Below are 14,047 nucleotides of genomic sequence, written 5' to 3' on the forward strand. Positions count from 1 at the left end.
ATGATCGTGACCCTGCTTTCCGGCGACCGGCCGCGCAGCCCGCTGCTGACCCTGATCCTTCTGGCGATCCTCGCGGGCCTCGCGCTCGCGCCGTTCCTGTTCCCCGGCGTGCGCTCGCTCGAGACGGCGGCGCGGATCTGCATCTTTATCGTGCTGGTGGCGAGCTATGATCTGCTCTTGGGCTACACCGGGATCGTCAGCTTCGCGCACACCATGTTCTTCGGCCTGGGCGCCTATGGCGTGGCGTTGGCGTCCGAGCACATCGGGCGCGGCTTCGGCGCGCTCGCGGTGGGCACCGTCGCGGGGGCGGTCGCGGCGGCGCTGCTGGCGATGGTGATCGGGCTGTTCTCGCTGCGGGTGCGGGCGATCTTCTTCGCAATGATCACGCTCGCCGTCGCCTCGGCCGTGGCGGTGCTGGTCAGCCAGCTGTCGCAGATCACCGGGGGCGAGGACGGGCTGAACTATCGCATCCCGCGCGAACTGACGCCGGCGTTCCGGTGGGGCGGGAAGCTGTTCGACGTGAACCTGAACGGTAAGCTGCTGAACTACTACCTCGTCTTCTTCTGTTCGCTGGGCTTGTTCCTTCTGATGCTGCGCATCGTGAACTCGCCCTTCGGCCGGGTGCTCCAGGCGATCCGCGAAAACGACTTCCGGGCCGAGGCGATCGGCTATCGCGTCGTGCGCTACCGCGTCGCCGCGACCTGCATCTCGGCCGCCGTGGCGGCGCTGGCGGGAAGCCTCTTCGCCGTCTGGCTGCGCTATGTCGGGCCGGACACGACGCTGAGCTTCGAGATCATGCTCGACATCCTGCTGATGGTGGTGATCGGAGGAATGGGCACGATGTACGGCGCGGTCGTGGGCGCGACGCTGTTCGTGCTGGCGCAGAACTATCTGCAGAACCTGATGGGGCTGGCCTCGGGCGCGACCGAGGGGGTGCCGGTCGTCTCGGACCTTCTGGACCCCGACCGATGGCTGTTGTGGCTGGGCGTGCTGTTCATCCTCAGCGTCTACTTCTTTCCCACCGGCATCGTCGGACGTCTTCGGGCGGGGCGCTGAGTGGCGGTGCGCGAGGCAGGCTCGGGGCGACCGCTCGTCTTCCTGCACGGCTGGACGATGGACGCCAGCATCTTCGAGGGCCAGTTCGGCCGTCTGTCGGACCGGTTTCACTGCCTCGCGCCCGATCTGCCGGGGCACGGCACGGCCCGCGACGGCGCGCCGACGCTGGAGGCCGCGGCGGACGCGGTGGACGCGCTGCTGCGCGAGTTGTCGGAGGTCGTGCTGATCGGCTGGTCGATGGGAGCGTCGGTGGCTTGGAGCTACGTGCGGCGGCACGGAGCGGAGGCGCTCGCCGGGCTCGTGACGGTGGACATGAGCCCGCGGCTGCTCAATGGGCCGGGCTGGCCGCACGGGCTGCTCGGGCAGGAAAGGGCCGGGGCGCGCGCAATGGCCGCGAGGTTCGACGCGGACTGGGAGGGCGGGGCGCAGGCTATCGCCTCGACGATGTTCGCCACGCGGGACGGGGTTCCGGGCTATGGGCGCGACCGGGCGATGCGGCAGGTTACGTCGAACGAGCCCGAGACAATGCGGCGGATCTGGCGCGCGCTGGTGGCGGCGGACCTGCGTGACGTGGTTCCCCGGGTCCCGGTCCCGGTGCTTGCCTGCCACGGGGCGCGGAGCCGGGTCTATCCGGCCTCGGCCGCGGAATGGATCGCGGGAGCCTCCCCGCAGGGGCGGCGCCTAGCGTTCGAGATGTCGGGACATTCCCCGCACCTGGAGGAGCCTGACGCCTTCGCCGAAGCGATCGCGAAGTTCGCCGGTCAGGGTGCGTGCGAGCACGCACCCTGACCGGTGCGTCCTCCACGTCGGACGGTGCGGGCTCTGCGACCTTGCCTGAGGCTGACGCTAGAGCCGGCTCCGGGCGGTGCGTACGAACACGCACCTACGCGCCGACGTCCTTGACCAGCACCAGGGACCTGCCTTCGCACACCACTGTGCCGTCCTCGGTCGCGCAGGAGGCCCAGAGATCCACCAGGTGCTTCTCGGGGCGCACGCGCGTCACCTCGACGCTCGCCATCAGCGGCTGACCGACCGGGGCAGGGGCGAGGAACCGCATCTCCTGCTTCAGGTAGTTCGTCCCCGGCCCCGGGAGCTTCACACCCAGAAGATAGGAGAACATGGCGGCCACCAGCGGCTCGGGCACCGCGCCGTCTACCGGCGAGCCGGTGAGGCGGGCGAAATCCTCGACCTCCGCCGCGCCGAAGGTGCGCGAGACGTGGCGCTTGTCGCCGAGTTCCATCACGCGACCTCAGTCTCGCCGATCAGCAATTCGGCCTCGTCGGCCCGGCGCACGGCGCGTAGGTAGAACCGGTTCTCGGCGTGAAGCTCGACCTCGAGCATCACGGACTCCCCGGCGAAGCACGGATTGGGGAACATCAGGGATTGAGAGACGTGCCGGGCGTGGGGCCGCGCGTCGCGCAACAGCGTCCAGAGCTTGGAGTAGATCAGCATGCCGTGCGCCACCGTTCGGCCGAAGCGCGTGCGGGAGGAGAACCCGAAGTCCACATGGATCGGGTTGTCGTCGCCCGAAATGCGCGCGAAGGCGTCGAACTCTTCTTGCGTCGGGGTCCATTCGGCGGTGATCTGGCTCATCTCAGACGCTCCCTCAGATCGGGCTTGCGGATCTTGCCGGCGGCGGTGCGGGGGAAATCCTCGACGATTTCGAACCGCGCCGGGATCTTGTATTTGGCCAGCCGCTCGCGACACCAGCCCTGCAGCGTGCCGGTGTCGAGCGCCTGCCGGGGTCGGGGCAACAGGAAGGCCGCGCCGACCTCGCCCCAGCGGGAGTCTGGAATGCCGACCACGGCCGCTTCGAGCACGGCGGGATGCGTGCACAGCACGCGCTCGACCTCGGCCGGATAGACGTTCTCTCCGCCCGAAATGAACATATCCTTGATCCGATCGACGATGAAGTAGTACCCGTCCGCGTCCCGGCGGCCCACGTCGCCGGATTTCAGCCAGTCGTCGTGGGTGAACGTCTCCCGCGTCGCCGCCTCGTTTCCGAAATAACCCGGCGTGATGTTGGGGCCGCGGAACTGCAGTTCTCCCTCACCGGGCTCGCCCTGCGGCACGCCGTCCAGCCGCACCTCGGTCAGCACTTGTGCACGGCCGACCGAGCCGATCTTGTCGGCCGCCCGGGCGCGGTCCATCAGAAAGACGGTTGGGCCCGTCTCGGTCATGCCCATGCCGTTGAGCACTTGCGCGCCGCGCTCGGCGAAGAAGCGGATCAGAGGCTCGGGCAACGGCGCGCCGCCGCAGCCGCAGCGCAGGGTGCTCCAGTCCACCCGGTCCACGTCGTCGTGCAGGCTGAACGCCTGATAGATCGCGGGGACGCCGAAGAACTGCGTCACGCCGCCGCCGCGGATCAGCGACAACAGCGTGTCGGCGTCGAACTTGGGCAGGATGGTGGAGCAACCGCCGGCCAGGAAGACGGGCAGGGTGTAAAGGTTGATTCCCGCTGTGTGGAACAGCGGCAGGAAGTTCACGCTGCGGTCGGTCGAGACGAGATCGATCGCCTGTCCGATGTTGACCGCATTGGCCCACGCCATCCGCGCTGTCTGGATCACGGCCTTCGGCCGTCCGGTCGTGCCCGAGGTGAAGAGCAGGTACCAAGGCCGGGTCGCCGAGACGGGATCAGCGCGGTCCGGGGCGGGGGTGCTTGCCCACTCTGTCACCGGGCCGTCCATCGAAAGAAGCGTCAGGTCCAGCGCCTTGGCCACCGCTCGGCCCGCTTCGGTGTGCGCCTCATCGTGGATCAGGGCGCGCGCGCCGACGGTCGAGAGGGTCTCGATCAGCTCCGCCGCGGGGTGGCGCCAGTTCAGCGGCGCAAGAATGATGCCGGTCTTCTGACAGGCGAAGAGCGTCAGGAAGAACTCGACTCGATTGAGCGAAAGGACGGCGAGGCGGTCGCCCTCCCCCAGCCCGCTGTCGGTCAGGCCCCCTGCGATCCTGTTGGCGGCGGCGTTGACCTCGGCGAAGCTCCAGCGTTTTCCACCCTCGATGAACGCCGCGGCGTCGGGCGAGATTTCGGCGCGCTTCATTGCCATGTCGGGGATCAAGTCAAGCATGGGCGCCTCCCTTCGCCAATCCGCCAAGAAACCGCTCCATGCCCGCCAGCGTCTCTGGCCGCGCAATCCGCTCGCGAAACGCCCGGGCCTCGGCGTCGAGCCTTGCCTTCAGTGCCGCCCGCCGCGCCGCGTCCCAGATCAGCTGCTTGGCGGCAATCATGGCAGCGGCGTCGTGCGCCGCCAAGCGGGCGCAGAGGGCGAGGGCATGGTTCTCCGGTTCTTCCGCGATCTCGTGCGCCAGCCCGTGCGCGTGCAGGTCCTGCGCCGTCAGCCGCGAATTGGCGACCTGCCACGCCAGTGCGCGCGCCGCGCCCACGCGATCGGGCAGCAGCGCTGTCCAACCGCCGTCGGGGGCGAAGCCGACGCGGGCATAATACGGCTGCATGAAGCAATCCGGCGCCACCACGGCGAGGTCCGAGGCGAAGAGCAGACCGGCCGATCCGCCCGTGATGGCTCCTCGGGAGGCGGTCACCACGAGCGAGGGCAGCGAGACGAGGCGAAGCACGATGTCCTGCAGCACCGGCACCACCGCGTCGGCGTGCTCCGTCGCACGCCCCGCGTGGGCGGCGTCCCGGAAAGCAGCTACATCGCCGCCGGTCGAGAAGTTGCGGCCTTGGGCGGTGAGCAGCAGGATCGTCGGTGCAACGACCTCGGCATCGCGCACGGCCGCGCGCAGGTCGGACAGCAGGCCGGGCTCAAGGGCGTTCGACCGCGGTGCGCGCAGTTCGAGACGCAGGATCGCCTCCGACGGCCGCTCCAGCGCGACGAGGCTCATGGCGCGAGCCCCTCGCGGACCAGCGCGAAGGCCTCGTCTACCACGCCATCGATCTCGGCGGGATCGCCCCAGAGCGCATAGCGTTCCCCCAGCGCTTTCGCCATGCCCATCAGCGCCCAAGCCCGCACTTCGGCATCGCCCGGGCGCACCTCGCCATCCGCCTGGGCCTTCTTCAGTCGCGCCTCGTAGGCCTTGGCGAAGGTCGTGAAATAGTCGCGGTAGGCGGCGGGGTCGACGAAGCGGGCCTCTTCCACGATGCGATAGAGGGCGGGGCGTTCGGCGACGAAGTGCAGGAAGGCGGCGAGGCCGGCGCGTTCGGCTTCAAGCCGTGTGGCCCCGGGGTCAAGCGCGCGGGTGACGACCGTGCGGGTCAGGTGGCCCATCTCGACCACCAGCTCGCGGAAGATTTCTTCCTTCGATTTGAAGTAGATATAGAGCGTGCCCTGCGCGGTCTCGGCGCGCCGCGTGATCTCGGAAATTGACGCCGCGGCGAACCCGGCCTCGCCGAAAACCTCCTCGGCCGCACGCAGGATCTGCTCGCGCCGGGCACGTCCGCGTCTGGTTTTTGGAAGGTCTCCCTTGGGCATGCAAAACATGAACCATGAATCATGTTTCATAGTCAAGTGTGACGCCGACCGCCAACCACGTGGTGGCCGTCCTAAATCCGCACACCATGCTTCCCGACAACTCCCCCGACCGATGACGCCGCAGGAGGTGCACGGCAACTGGCTTAGGCCACTCGGCGTCCGAGTTTCTGCACGAACCGTCATTCCGACCGAAGTCCATGAGCTGGAGCGTTGCGCCACCTGTGGCGCGTCGGAAGGCAACTAAGAAACATGGTATGTGTGCTCTTCTACGGGCAGAGGGCACGGGCAAGAGTTCGTCTGCACAGCACCTCGCGCACGGCGGGATCGGTCGCGTCACTCCCGTTAACCGCGCACGATTATGTGGCTTAGTCGGTGGAGGCGCTCCCGCCGGACGGGAAGGAGTTCAGAGCCCTCGTTTTGGCGGCCTCCGGGAGCCTGGCTTGGACGTCCGGACTGCGGGCCTTTATTCGCGCGTGCTCAATATTCGCCGCGCCCGCTACGGCCGACCGACCGAAGGTTGGACAGCGGAGATTCGTTGCGGGCGCGGGCTGAACAGGCAGCGTGTTTGCAAGCCGCCTTCGGGCTGGAGCATCGACCATCGTTGGTGTTGAGTTCCGCTCAATCACATCCGCATGCGCGGCACGTCATTCGGGTCCAGTCGCAGCTCGATCAAGAGTGGCTTGTTTCGGGTTTCGATGGCCTCGATCGCCCGGTCCAAATCCTCGTTGGTCTGGACCAGCACGCCCTGTCCACCCAATGCAGTTCCGACCTGAGCGAACGAGGGCCAGTCGAAGGTCGACAAGCCCGGGTCCATCTTGCGGTCGAGGAACTGGATGTGCTCGGCCCCATAGGCAGAGTCGTTCGCCACGATCACGATCAGATCCTGCTTCATCCGGACGGTGGTGTTGAACTCGTTGATGCCCCCCATCATGAAGCCGCCGTCGCCGGTGAACAGCACGACCGGTCGGTTTGGCACCGCATAGCCCGCCCCGATCGCAACCTGCAGCCCCAGGCCGATGGAGCCGAAATTCGCGGTGGCGATAAAGCTTTCCGCGTTGGGGCAGGAGACGCGGCACCAGACCTCGGTCATGAAGCGCCCGCCATCGGTGGTGAGAAACCGGTCTTTCGGCAATGCCTCTTCCAGCCGGTCCAGCGCGTATTCGAAGTTCACGAAACCGGGTGCGGCCTTGTCCGGTTCGCCCTTCGGATGTGCCGTCAGCGCGTCGATGTCGAGTTCGGCGGCAAAGCCGCTGCCGGGGATCTCGGCCTCGTTCAGCCACCAAACGATATTGTCAACGGTCAGGCCCGCATCGGCCACAAGCGCCGCATCGGGGTGATAGTTCTTGGCGACCTCCGTGACGGTGTCGTTGACCTGTATGACGCGCTTGCCCTTCATCAACGCGCCCTTGTCGGTGGTGAAATGGTGCAAGGATGTCCCGAACGCGACGATGCAATCCGCTTTGCCGATTGCATCGTAGGCAGCGGGTGTCGACAGGGTGCCGAAGATGTCGATGTTATTGGGATGATCGTTGAACATCCCCTTGGCCTTCAGCGTCGTGGCCAGGGGGGCCTCCAAACGGTCAGCCAAGGCCTTGATCTGCGCGACAGCGTCCTTGGCACCGATACCTGCCAGGATGATCGGGCGTTTCGCGCTGGCGATCATGCCGATGGCTTCATCAAGGTCACTGCCTTCGGGCACGTAGGAGCGCGCGGTAAACGCGGGAAAGACGTGCCGTGTGTGCTCGACCTCCTGCCACATGAAGTCGGCCGGCATGTTAAGAACGACGGGGCGCTTTTCCACCTGCGCTCGGTAAATGGCATGGGCAACATCGTAGGAGGCGGTCTCGGGCGCGCGCATCTGTTCGAATCCGGCCCCCGTGATCTTGACTGTTTCGCGCTGATCGATGTTCTGCAGGTTGTGCGGGTTCGACACGGCGGTATCGCCGGCCAGAAGGACCATCGGAACGTGCGCACGCGCGGCCTCGGTCAGTGCGGTGACGCAGTTGGTCAGTGCCGGGCCATGGGTGACCGTGGCGATGCCGACCTTGCCTGCGACGCGGCCGTGGGCCAGCGCCATGAGAACCGCACTGCCCTCGAAAGCCACGGGGACGAAGGTTCCGCCACCAGCGCGCACGAAGTCATCCACAATGAAGAGATTGGCGTCCCCCATCAGCCCGAACATCGTGTCGAGACCGTGATCGGCAAGGGATCGGGCGATGGATTGGTAGACGTACATGCGGCTGCTCTTCGTTTCCGTGCTGCGGTGTTCCACATTCTAATGCACAGGTGGTGCGTGATATGCGCAAAGTTGTGGCGTTTGGAGCAATTTTTGCGGCATTTTGCGCACAGTGTGGCGAGGGGCGCGTGGATCACGCATGCTCACATGGAAGTCTTCTCGGGCCACCTACCGGCCGCCCTGTAGTCGACCTCGGGGATCTGCCACTGTCTTGGCGACGTCTACTATTCTGCGACCTCCAACTTCGAACCCTATCCCACCTTCGCCGCCTGTCTCCTGAATGGTGGCCGACACCCGAAATGGACAGGGAACATGCGGCACTGCGACCGCCGGCGACCTCGACGTCGCTGCCTCTGCAAGAGGTACATATGAGCGTGACGCGTTCAACGGTTGCACCGACGATGACGATGATTGCCTCAACACTAGGCATGAGCTTGTCGCCGAGCTTTCGACCGGGCGCACGACACAGACGGCGGACGGTCGCCGCGTTCTTCAAGGGCGCTGGAACGACTCTGCATTGGTAAGATAATCACCAGCACGAGCGGGTTCGGTATCGACCACCTCGTTCCGCTCAAGTTCGCTTGGGAACACGGGGCAGACCGTTGGTGTCAATGGCGGCGTTAAAGCCGACCACGGGGCGGCGCAATAGTCGGCCATGTGACGGTGCCGGTAGGACGGGTGAGCGTCATAGCCTGCGCGCTCTCCATATAGCTGGCGCATGCCATGGCACATGAGCCCATCGAGGTCCATTCCTGTTGCCGTCGGTCAGGAGGTGGCGGAGGTGTTTCGGCCGCTGCTGTGCGCGAGGCGGTAGCACTCGCCATTCATCTCCAGGATGTCGACGTGGTGCGTGAGGCGGTCCAGCAGCGCCCCGGTCAGCCGCCCGCAGCGGGCCGAGCCCGCCGCCGTGGACGACTTTCTCACCGCCGTTCTCGCAGCACCGTCCGATACCTGGGCGTCGAGCTTGAGGACGCGCTGGCGACCTCGGAGGCCGTCGAAATCTGACGGCAGGGGCCGTCATTCAAGGACGGTCCTCTCCGGACCTTCGCCTTCCGATCTGGTGCTGCGCCGCAGCGTCTGCGAAACCGCCGTTCATTCGCCACGCAGCATGAGAGGTCACGCGGAAGACGGCAGCGCGGACATTCATGCCGCTCGCTGCAAGCGCACGATCATGTGCTGCACCTGCCAGAGGCGGTTTGCGAAGCCGGGCTCGCCGTCGCCGAATTCCGGAGTGCGCCGATGGCCGGTTCCTACGCCAATCGAATTCCGATCAAACCTGCCCATGGTCGCACGGGTTTAGCTCGATAACGAGCCACGATACGGTTGAGATTAGCTGGCCTGAAGACAACGATCGAGAGCAGCGACGGAGCTTGTATATGAACACCGAGCAAGACATGGCGCTGGCGAGCGACATTCTTGAAACCGTCCGCTTGCCGCTTCTGGCGCTCGATGGCGACCTTCGTGTGGAAAACGCGAATGAGGCCTTCCTGCACCAGTTCCAGGTGAGCCGCCAGGAGACCCTGGGCCGCCTGGTATACGACCTCGGCAACGGCCAGTGGAATATCCCGGAATTGCGCCGGCTGCTCGAGGAGATCCTCCCGGAGCAGAGCACGGTGTCGGACTACCGGGTCGAGCATGACTTCGAGCGGATCGGCCGGCGCATCATGCGCGTCAGTGGCCGGCGCATTGCACGACCGGACAACCCGGACCTGATCCTGCTTTCCATCTCGGACGACACGGAACGCGAGGCGCTTCGAGCCGAGTTGGTCAAGCGAATGGAACTCGCGGAAAAGCTGATCGACAGCGTGCGCGAGGGATTGTTGATCCTCGATCCGGATCTGCGCGTCCAGTCCGCCAGCGGCGCGTTCTACGAGAGCTTCGCTGTCGAACCCGAGCAGACCGTCGGCCGTCTCGTCTACGAACTTGGCAACGGCCAGTGGAATATTCCCGAGTTGCGCCAGCTCCTCGAGGATGTGCTGCCCCGGCAGCGGAGCTTCAACGATTTCGAAGTCACTCATACGTTCGAGGACGTTGGCGAGCGGGTCATGCTCCTGAACGGCCGGCGCCTGGATCATACCGATCTCATCCTGCTCGCCATCCGCGATGTCACTGACCTCCGGCAGAGCGCAGCCCGACTGCAGGAGGTAGCGGCGGCGGCGCATGTCGGCGTGTTCGAGGACGACCGGCGCACGGGCGCACTCTACTGGTCTCCGGAGATGCGGGATATCCTCGGATACCCGCCGGACGCGCCGACACCGATTGGTGGCGTCGTTCCGGACTTCGTGCATCCCGAGGATCGAGCGGACGTTGCGGCCATGTTCGCTCGCGTGACCGATCCGAGGGGCGACGGGAAAATCTTTCACGAGCACCGGATTGTCCGACCGGCCGGACGGCGAGACCCGGTGGGTGCAGATGAAGGGCCAGACCGAGTTCGCCGAGGTCGAAGGGGAGCGGCGTCCCGTGCTGATCCGTGGCATCGTTCTCGACGTCACCGAGCGGAGGGCCGCGGAAGAGGAGCTTCGCGAGCGTGAGCGGCGGCTCCGCAACGTGCTCGACGGCATGGGCGAGGCCTTCGGCCTCATGGATCACGATCTGCGGATCATCACGCAGAACGAGGCCGCGCTCGCGCTCGACGGGCGCTCGTTGGAGGATATCCAGGGCCGGACCCATTGGGAGGTCTATCCAGGCTCCGAGGAGAGCGAACTGGGTCGGCTCTACAAATATGCGCTGGACGAACAGGTGCCTGTTTCGTTGGAGCACCGCTACAAGTGTCCACACGACGGGACGAAATGGCTCGAGATGCGAGCCTTTCCGGTGCCCGAGGGGCTCGCCGTGTTCTGGCGGGACATCAGCGAGCGCAAGGAGGCCGAGGCGGCCCTGCGCCAGAGCGAGAGCCGACTGCGCAAGGTTCTCGACATCGAGACGGTCGGCGTCGTCTACTTCGATCTGATCGGCGGCGCCTTGGATGCGAACGAGGCCTACCTCTCGATGATCGGTTACAGCCGCGCCGAACTCGAGAAGGGCGAAGTCCGGTACGAGCATCTGACGCCGCCCGACTGGCGCTGGCGGGACGAGCAGACCATCGCCGAATTCGGGGCGAGCGGCAAAGCCGGCCCCTTCGAGAAGCAGTATTTCCACAGAGACGGATCCCGCATCTGGGTGCTTTGCTCGGACAAGATGCTCGACGACGGGACCGCCGTGGAGATCATCATCGATGTGACCGAGCGCAAGCGCGCGGAGGCGGCCCTGCTCGAGAGCGAACAGCGTTACAAGACGTTGTTCGAGTCCATGGACGAGGCCGATGCGGTGGTCGAGGTCCTGCGTGACGACGCAGGGAATTGGGCCGACTTTCTCTTTATCGAGGTCAACCCGGCCTTCATGAAACACACGTCGATGCCGTATCCGGTCGGCAAACGTGCGACGGAGTTGCTGGGCACACCCAATCCTCGCTGGGCGGAAACGTACGGCAGGGTGGTGGACACGGGCGAAGCCGTGCGGCTGGAAGAGGAGGAGCCTGTCCTCGACCGGGTCTTCGACCTGAACATCTTTCGCATCGGTGACGCTTCGGACCGGCGCGTTGCGGTGCTGTTCAACGACGTGACCGAGCGCAAGCGGGGCGAGGCGGCACTGAGGGAAAGCGAAGCCCGCTACCGCGCGCTGGTCGGTTCGACCTCGGACATCATCTACCGCATGAGCCCCGACTGGACGGAGATGCGCGAGCTCGGCGGACGCGGCTTCATCACCGACACGCACGAGCCGCGTCGTGACTGGATGAAGGGCTACATTCCACCGGAGGACCAGCCGACGGTCGAGGCGGCGATCCGAGAAGCAATCATCACAGAAACTCCCTTCGACCTGGAGCACCGGGTTTGGAAGGTTGACGGCAGCATTGGCTGGGTTCGGTCGCGCGCCGTCCCGCGCAGGGATGAAAACGGTCGGCTACGTGAATGGTTCGGGGCAGCCAGTGACGTTACCTCGCGCAGGCGCGCGGAAGAACGCCAGAACATGCTGATGGGCGAGCTGGACCACCGCGTGAAAAACACCCTCGCGGTCGTCCAGTCGATCACACGCCAGAGCCTCGGGCGCAGGCAGGCCGTGGGACCCGAGACGGCAGAGAGGCTGGTTGGCCGCATCAATGCGCTGGCGCAGTCGCACGCGCTGCTGGCGCGCAGCCGGTGGGAAGGTGCAGGGGTCGCCGATCTCGTCGAGAACACCGTCGCCCCGTACCGCAGCGAGCGGAGCGACCGCATCACCGTAGCGGGACCGGATCTGCAGGTGACACCGAAGGCCGCACAGACGCTGACGCTCGCCTTCCACGAACTCGTCACCAACGCCGGCAAGTACGGGGCGCTCTCGCGCGAGAACGGGCGCCTCACGATCGGGTGGAACATCTCGGGTGAGGCGGATGACCGCCGCCAAGGGTTTCGGATCGCGCCTTATCGAGCAAATCCTGAGCGCGGAGCTCGAGGGCGAGGTGAAAATGGAGTTCGACCGCTCCGGCCTGCGGGCGCGCCTCGACCTGCCGTTGAACAATCTCCAGGCCCGGGGCCGTGGACGCTTGTCCCGGCCCAGCAGCGAAGACACATTTCGGCCCGGGGACCCCGCGACCCTCCATGGCACACGTGTTCTCGTCGTCGAGGATGAGCACCTCGTCGGGCAGGACACGGCCGAGGCGCTTCGATCCGCCGGATGCTCGACCCTGGGACCGATCGCCACCGTGCAGGAGGCACTTCGCGTCGCCGTTTCCGAGGACATCGATGCGGCCGTCCTCGACATCAACCTCAATGGCGATCTTGTATGGCCGGTGGCTCGGGCACTGAAGGCGCGGGAAATCCCGCTCGTATTCACAACCGGCTATGCCGATACGGTCCCGGCGCCTCGTGGATTGGAGAACGTTACCCGGATCGAAAAGCCGGTTGAGCCGGATCGGCTTCTCGCGAGGCTTTCTGTGGAGGTCACGCGAAAGGCTCATGCAGCGCCTACACATTAAGTGTGGTGCTACATCCGGGCGCGAGCCGCAAAGTCATGAGGGTCTGCGGGTTCGTCGGATGGTAATCGGGCCGGAGCGGTGACACGGTGCCGCAGCAACTCGCTGGTCTGCCTGGTCTTGCTGATGTCTGCTTTAGCAGATTGGCCAAGAGCACCCCGCCGCCGCAGCGAAGGTCCGGAGTCCGCCCGATCTTGGCCAGTCGCGCTCCGCTGGATGCGTGAACTCGCGGACGCGTAATGGTCGAGAAGGCGCGGAGCAGACCTTCGCGCCATACTGCACCACGAAATGCGCAGGGCTGGCCCGGGCTGACGTCCTCTCATCCCGGAAGGCGAGGATGACCTAATCTTCGTCCTGAAGAAGCTTCGCGTCCTGCCCCTTCCGTTGCTGTGGCACTTGAATCCGCGACCCAAGGGATGGAGGCGCGCCGGCTCGGTCGTCACGCAAGCTGACGGCTGACGCTGGTCGAGGCCGGTGGCGCCTCGATCGCTCTCCCGTTCGAGGTGGGCTTCGGTGGGACGCGCCGCCGGGCACGGCCGCGCCGGTCTGAAGCAGCTTGACGCCCCCGGTTCCGGCATCTCCGATCGGGCGCCGAAACCGGAGAGGGCACAGTGGAGGCCGCGCCAAGCGCGACACGGGGCGGGACTTGCCTCCGGGGCCACGTCATGACACACGTGCCGATATCCGCAGCGGAGTCGCACGCTAAGACCCTGATTTCACAGGATGGCTTCCGACCCTGCCGCCGGAGCCAAAATCCTCCCAACCTCCTAACGAGAGCGACCCGGACTGGCAGTGGCTGGCGATCGAGGCGACGAGGGTGCTGATCGATGTCAGCGCGGAGCGGGCCCGGCGCGACCGGGGCCTCTATGACGGGCCGAGCCGGTTCTTCCGCGCCGCCCTGCGCGCCGAGGGCGCCGCGCCGGACCCCATGCCGGTCCACCGCGTGACCCCCGAGGTCGCCCCGGCCGGCTTCGCGCTCGCCGCTACGGCCCAGGCAGCCGCCCCGGTCCTGTCCGCCAGCGAGGAACCGCGCTCCGCCGTGGTCGCCGCCGCGGCCGAGCCCGCGGGCGCCCCGGCGGCCGCCCCGGCCCCGTCCGCCCCCGAGGTCTCCGGGACGGAGCCCGGCCCGGTGGCTCGTCCGGCTTCGGCGGAGCCTGCGCGGCCGCGCTCCGACGCTGCGCCGGCGCCGCAGCACGCGCCTCCGGCGGGCCAGGTCGTGGAGCCCGCCTCCGCGCCGTCGGAAATGAACGCCGAGGCGGACGAGGCCGACGCGGGCGCAGATGTTATCCTGCCGGCCGGGCTGGAGAGGCCCGAGGGCCTCGATCCGGTGGCATGGCA

At 66.5% G+C, this 14,047-nt stretch carries 11 protein-coding genes and 2 pseudogenes; 6 read left to right on the plus strand and 7 right to left on the minus strand.

Annotated elements, in window-relative coordinates; genetic code table 11:
• Positions 1-1,056, plus strand: a complete 1,056-nt coding sequence (locus tag BM162_RS18035) for a branched-chain amino acid ABC transporter permease (RefSeq protein WP_093424841.1) — start codon at positions 1-3, stop codon at positions 1,054-1,056.
• Complete coding sequence (locus BM162_RS18040) at positions 1,057-1,845, plus strand: alpha/beta fold hydrolase (protein WP_093424842.1); 789 nt, start codon at positions 1,057-1,059, stop codon at positions 1,843-1,845.
• A gap of 94 nt (positions 1,846-1,939) precedes the next feature.
• Here BM162_RS18040 and BM162_RS18045 read toward each other — a convergent pair whose 3' ends face one another.
• From BM162_RS18045 to BM162_RS18075, 7 genes and pseudogenes are all read right to left on the minus strand, one after another.
• A complete protein-coding gene (locus BM162_RS18045) occupies positions 1,940-2,296 on the minus strand; it encodes a hotdog family protein (protein ID WP_093424844.1) in 357 nt (118 codons plus the stop codon).
• On the minus strand, positions 2,296-2,649 hold the full coding sequence (locus BM162_RS18050; RefSeq protein WP_093424846.1) for a MaoC/PaaZ C-terminal domain-containing protein: 354 nt from the start codon (positions 2,647-2,649) through the stop codon (positions 2,296-2,298). Before BM162_RS18050 ends, BM162_RS18045 begins: the two co-directional genes overlap by 1 nt.
• Positions 2,646-4,124, minus strand: a complete 1,479-nt coding sequence (locus tag BM162_RS18055) for an AMP-binding protein (RefSeq protein ID WP_093424847.1) — start codon at positions 4,122-4,124, stop codon at positions 2,646-2,648. The genes BM162_RS18050 and BM162_RS18055 overlap by 4 nt, the downstream gene beginning before the upstream one ends.
• On the minus strand, positions 4,117-4,899 hold the full coding sequence (locus tag BM162_RS18060) for an enoyl-CoA hydratase/isomerase family protein (RefSeq protein WP_093424849.1): 783 nt from the start codon (positions 4,897-4,899) through the stop codon (positions 4,117-4,119). Before BM162_RS18060 ends, BM162_RS18055 begins: the two co-directional genes overlap by 8 nt.
• Positions 4,896-5,486 (minus strand): TetR/AcrR family transcriptional regulator, encoded by a 591-nt coding sequence (locus tag BM162_RS18065; protein ID WP_093424856.1) that lies wholly within the window; start codon positions 5,484-5,486, stop codon positions 4,896-4,898. The genes BM162_RS18060 and BM162_RS18065 overlap by 4 nt, the downstream gene beginning before the upstream one ends.
• Before the next feature lie 622 nt (positions 5,487-6,108).
• Positions 6,109-7,722: a thiamine pyrophosphate-binding protein gene (locus tag BM162_RS18070; protein ID WP_093424850.1), complete on the minus strand. Its 1,614-nt coding sequence runs from the start codon at positions 7,720-7,722 to the stop codon at positions 6,109-6,111.
• Positions 7,723-8,487: 765 nt separating this feature from the next.
• A pseudogene (locus tag BM162_RS18075) lies at positions 8,488-8,604 on the minus strand (ATP-binding protein); the annotation flags it as partial.
• A gap of 494 nt (positions 8,605-9,098) precedes the next feature.
• Between BM162_RS18075 and BM162_RS22945 the strand changes: the two are divergent.
• The 4 genes and pseudogenes from BM162_RS22945 to BM162_RS18095 form a co-directional block, all read left to right on the plus strand.
• Positions 9,099-10,253 carry a PAS domain-containing protein gene (locus BM162_RS22945; RefSeq protein WP_177215244.1) on the plus strand — a complete coding sequence of 385 codons (1,155 nt, stop codon included), beginning with the start codon at positions 9,099-9,101 and terminating at the stop codon, positions 10,251-10,253.
• A 16-nt stretch (positions 10,254-10,269) separates the two neighbouring features.
• Positions 10,270-12,366, plus strand: a complete 2,097-nt coding sequence (locus BM162_RS18085) for a PAS domain-containing sensor histidine kinase (protein WP_177215245.1) — start codon at positions 10,270-10,272, stop codon at positions 12,364-12,366.
• Complete coding sequence (locus BM162_RS18090) at positions 12,281-12,712, plus strand: response regulator (RefSeq protein ID WP_177215246.1); 432 nt, start codon at positions 12,281-12,283, stop codon at positions 12,710-12,712. Before BM162_RS18085 ends, BM162_RS18090 begins: the two co-directional genes overlap by 86 nt.
• An 814-nt stretch (positions 12,713-13,526) precedes the next feature.
• Positions 13,527-14,047, plus strand: a pseudogene (locus BM162_RS18095) (hypothetical protein); the annotation flags it as partial.

This window comes from Tranquillimonas alkanivorans (assembly GCF_900115595.1).
Classification (GTDB): Bacteria; Pseudomonadota; Alphaproteobacteria; order Rhodobacterales; family Rhodobacteraceae; genus Tranquillimonas; species Tranquillimonas alkanivorans.

Bases quoted from the DNA above. Each gene is read 5' to 3' on its own strand.
- BM162_RS18050 (WP_093424846.1), bottom strand. From the start codon at position 2,649: ATGAGCCAGATCACCGCCGAATGGACCCCGACGCAAGAAGAGTTCGAC.
- BM162_RS18065 (WP_093424856.1), bottom strand. From the start codon at position 5,486: ATGCCCAAGGGAGACCTTCCAAAAACCAGACGCGGACGTGCCCGGCGC.
- BM162_RS18045 (WP_093424844.1), bottom strand. From the start codon at position 2,296: ATGGAACTCGGCGACAAGCGCCACGTCTCGCGCACCTTCGGCGCGGCG.
- BM162_RS18055 (WP_093424847.1), bottom strand. From the start codon at position 4,124: ATGCTTGACTTGATCCCCGACATGGCAATGAAGCGCGCCGAAATCTCG.
- BM162_RS18060 (WP_093424849.1), bottom strand. From the start codon at position 4,899: ATGAGCCTCGTCGCGCTGGAGCGGCCGTCGGAGGCGATCCTGCGTCTC.
- BM162_RS18070 (WP_093424850.1), bottom strand. From the start codon at position 7,722: ATGTACGTCTACCAATCCATCGCCCGATCCCTTGCCGATCACGGTCTC.
- BM162_RS22945 (WP_177215244.1), top strand. From the start codon at position 9,099: ATGAACACCGAGCAAGACATGGCGCTGGCGAGCGACATTCTTGAAACC.
- BM162_RS18035 (WP_093424841.1), top strand. From the start codon at position 1: ATGATCGTGACCCTGCTTTCCGGCGACCGGCCGCGCAGCCCGCTGCTG.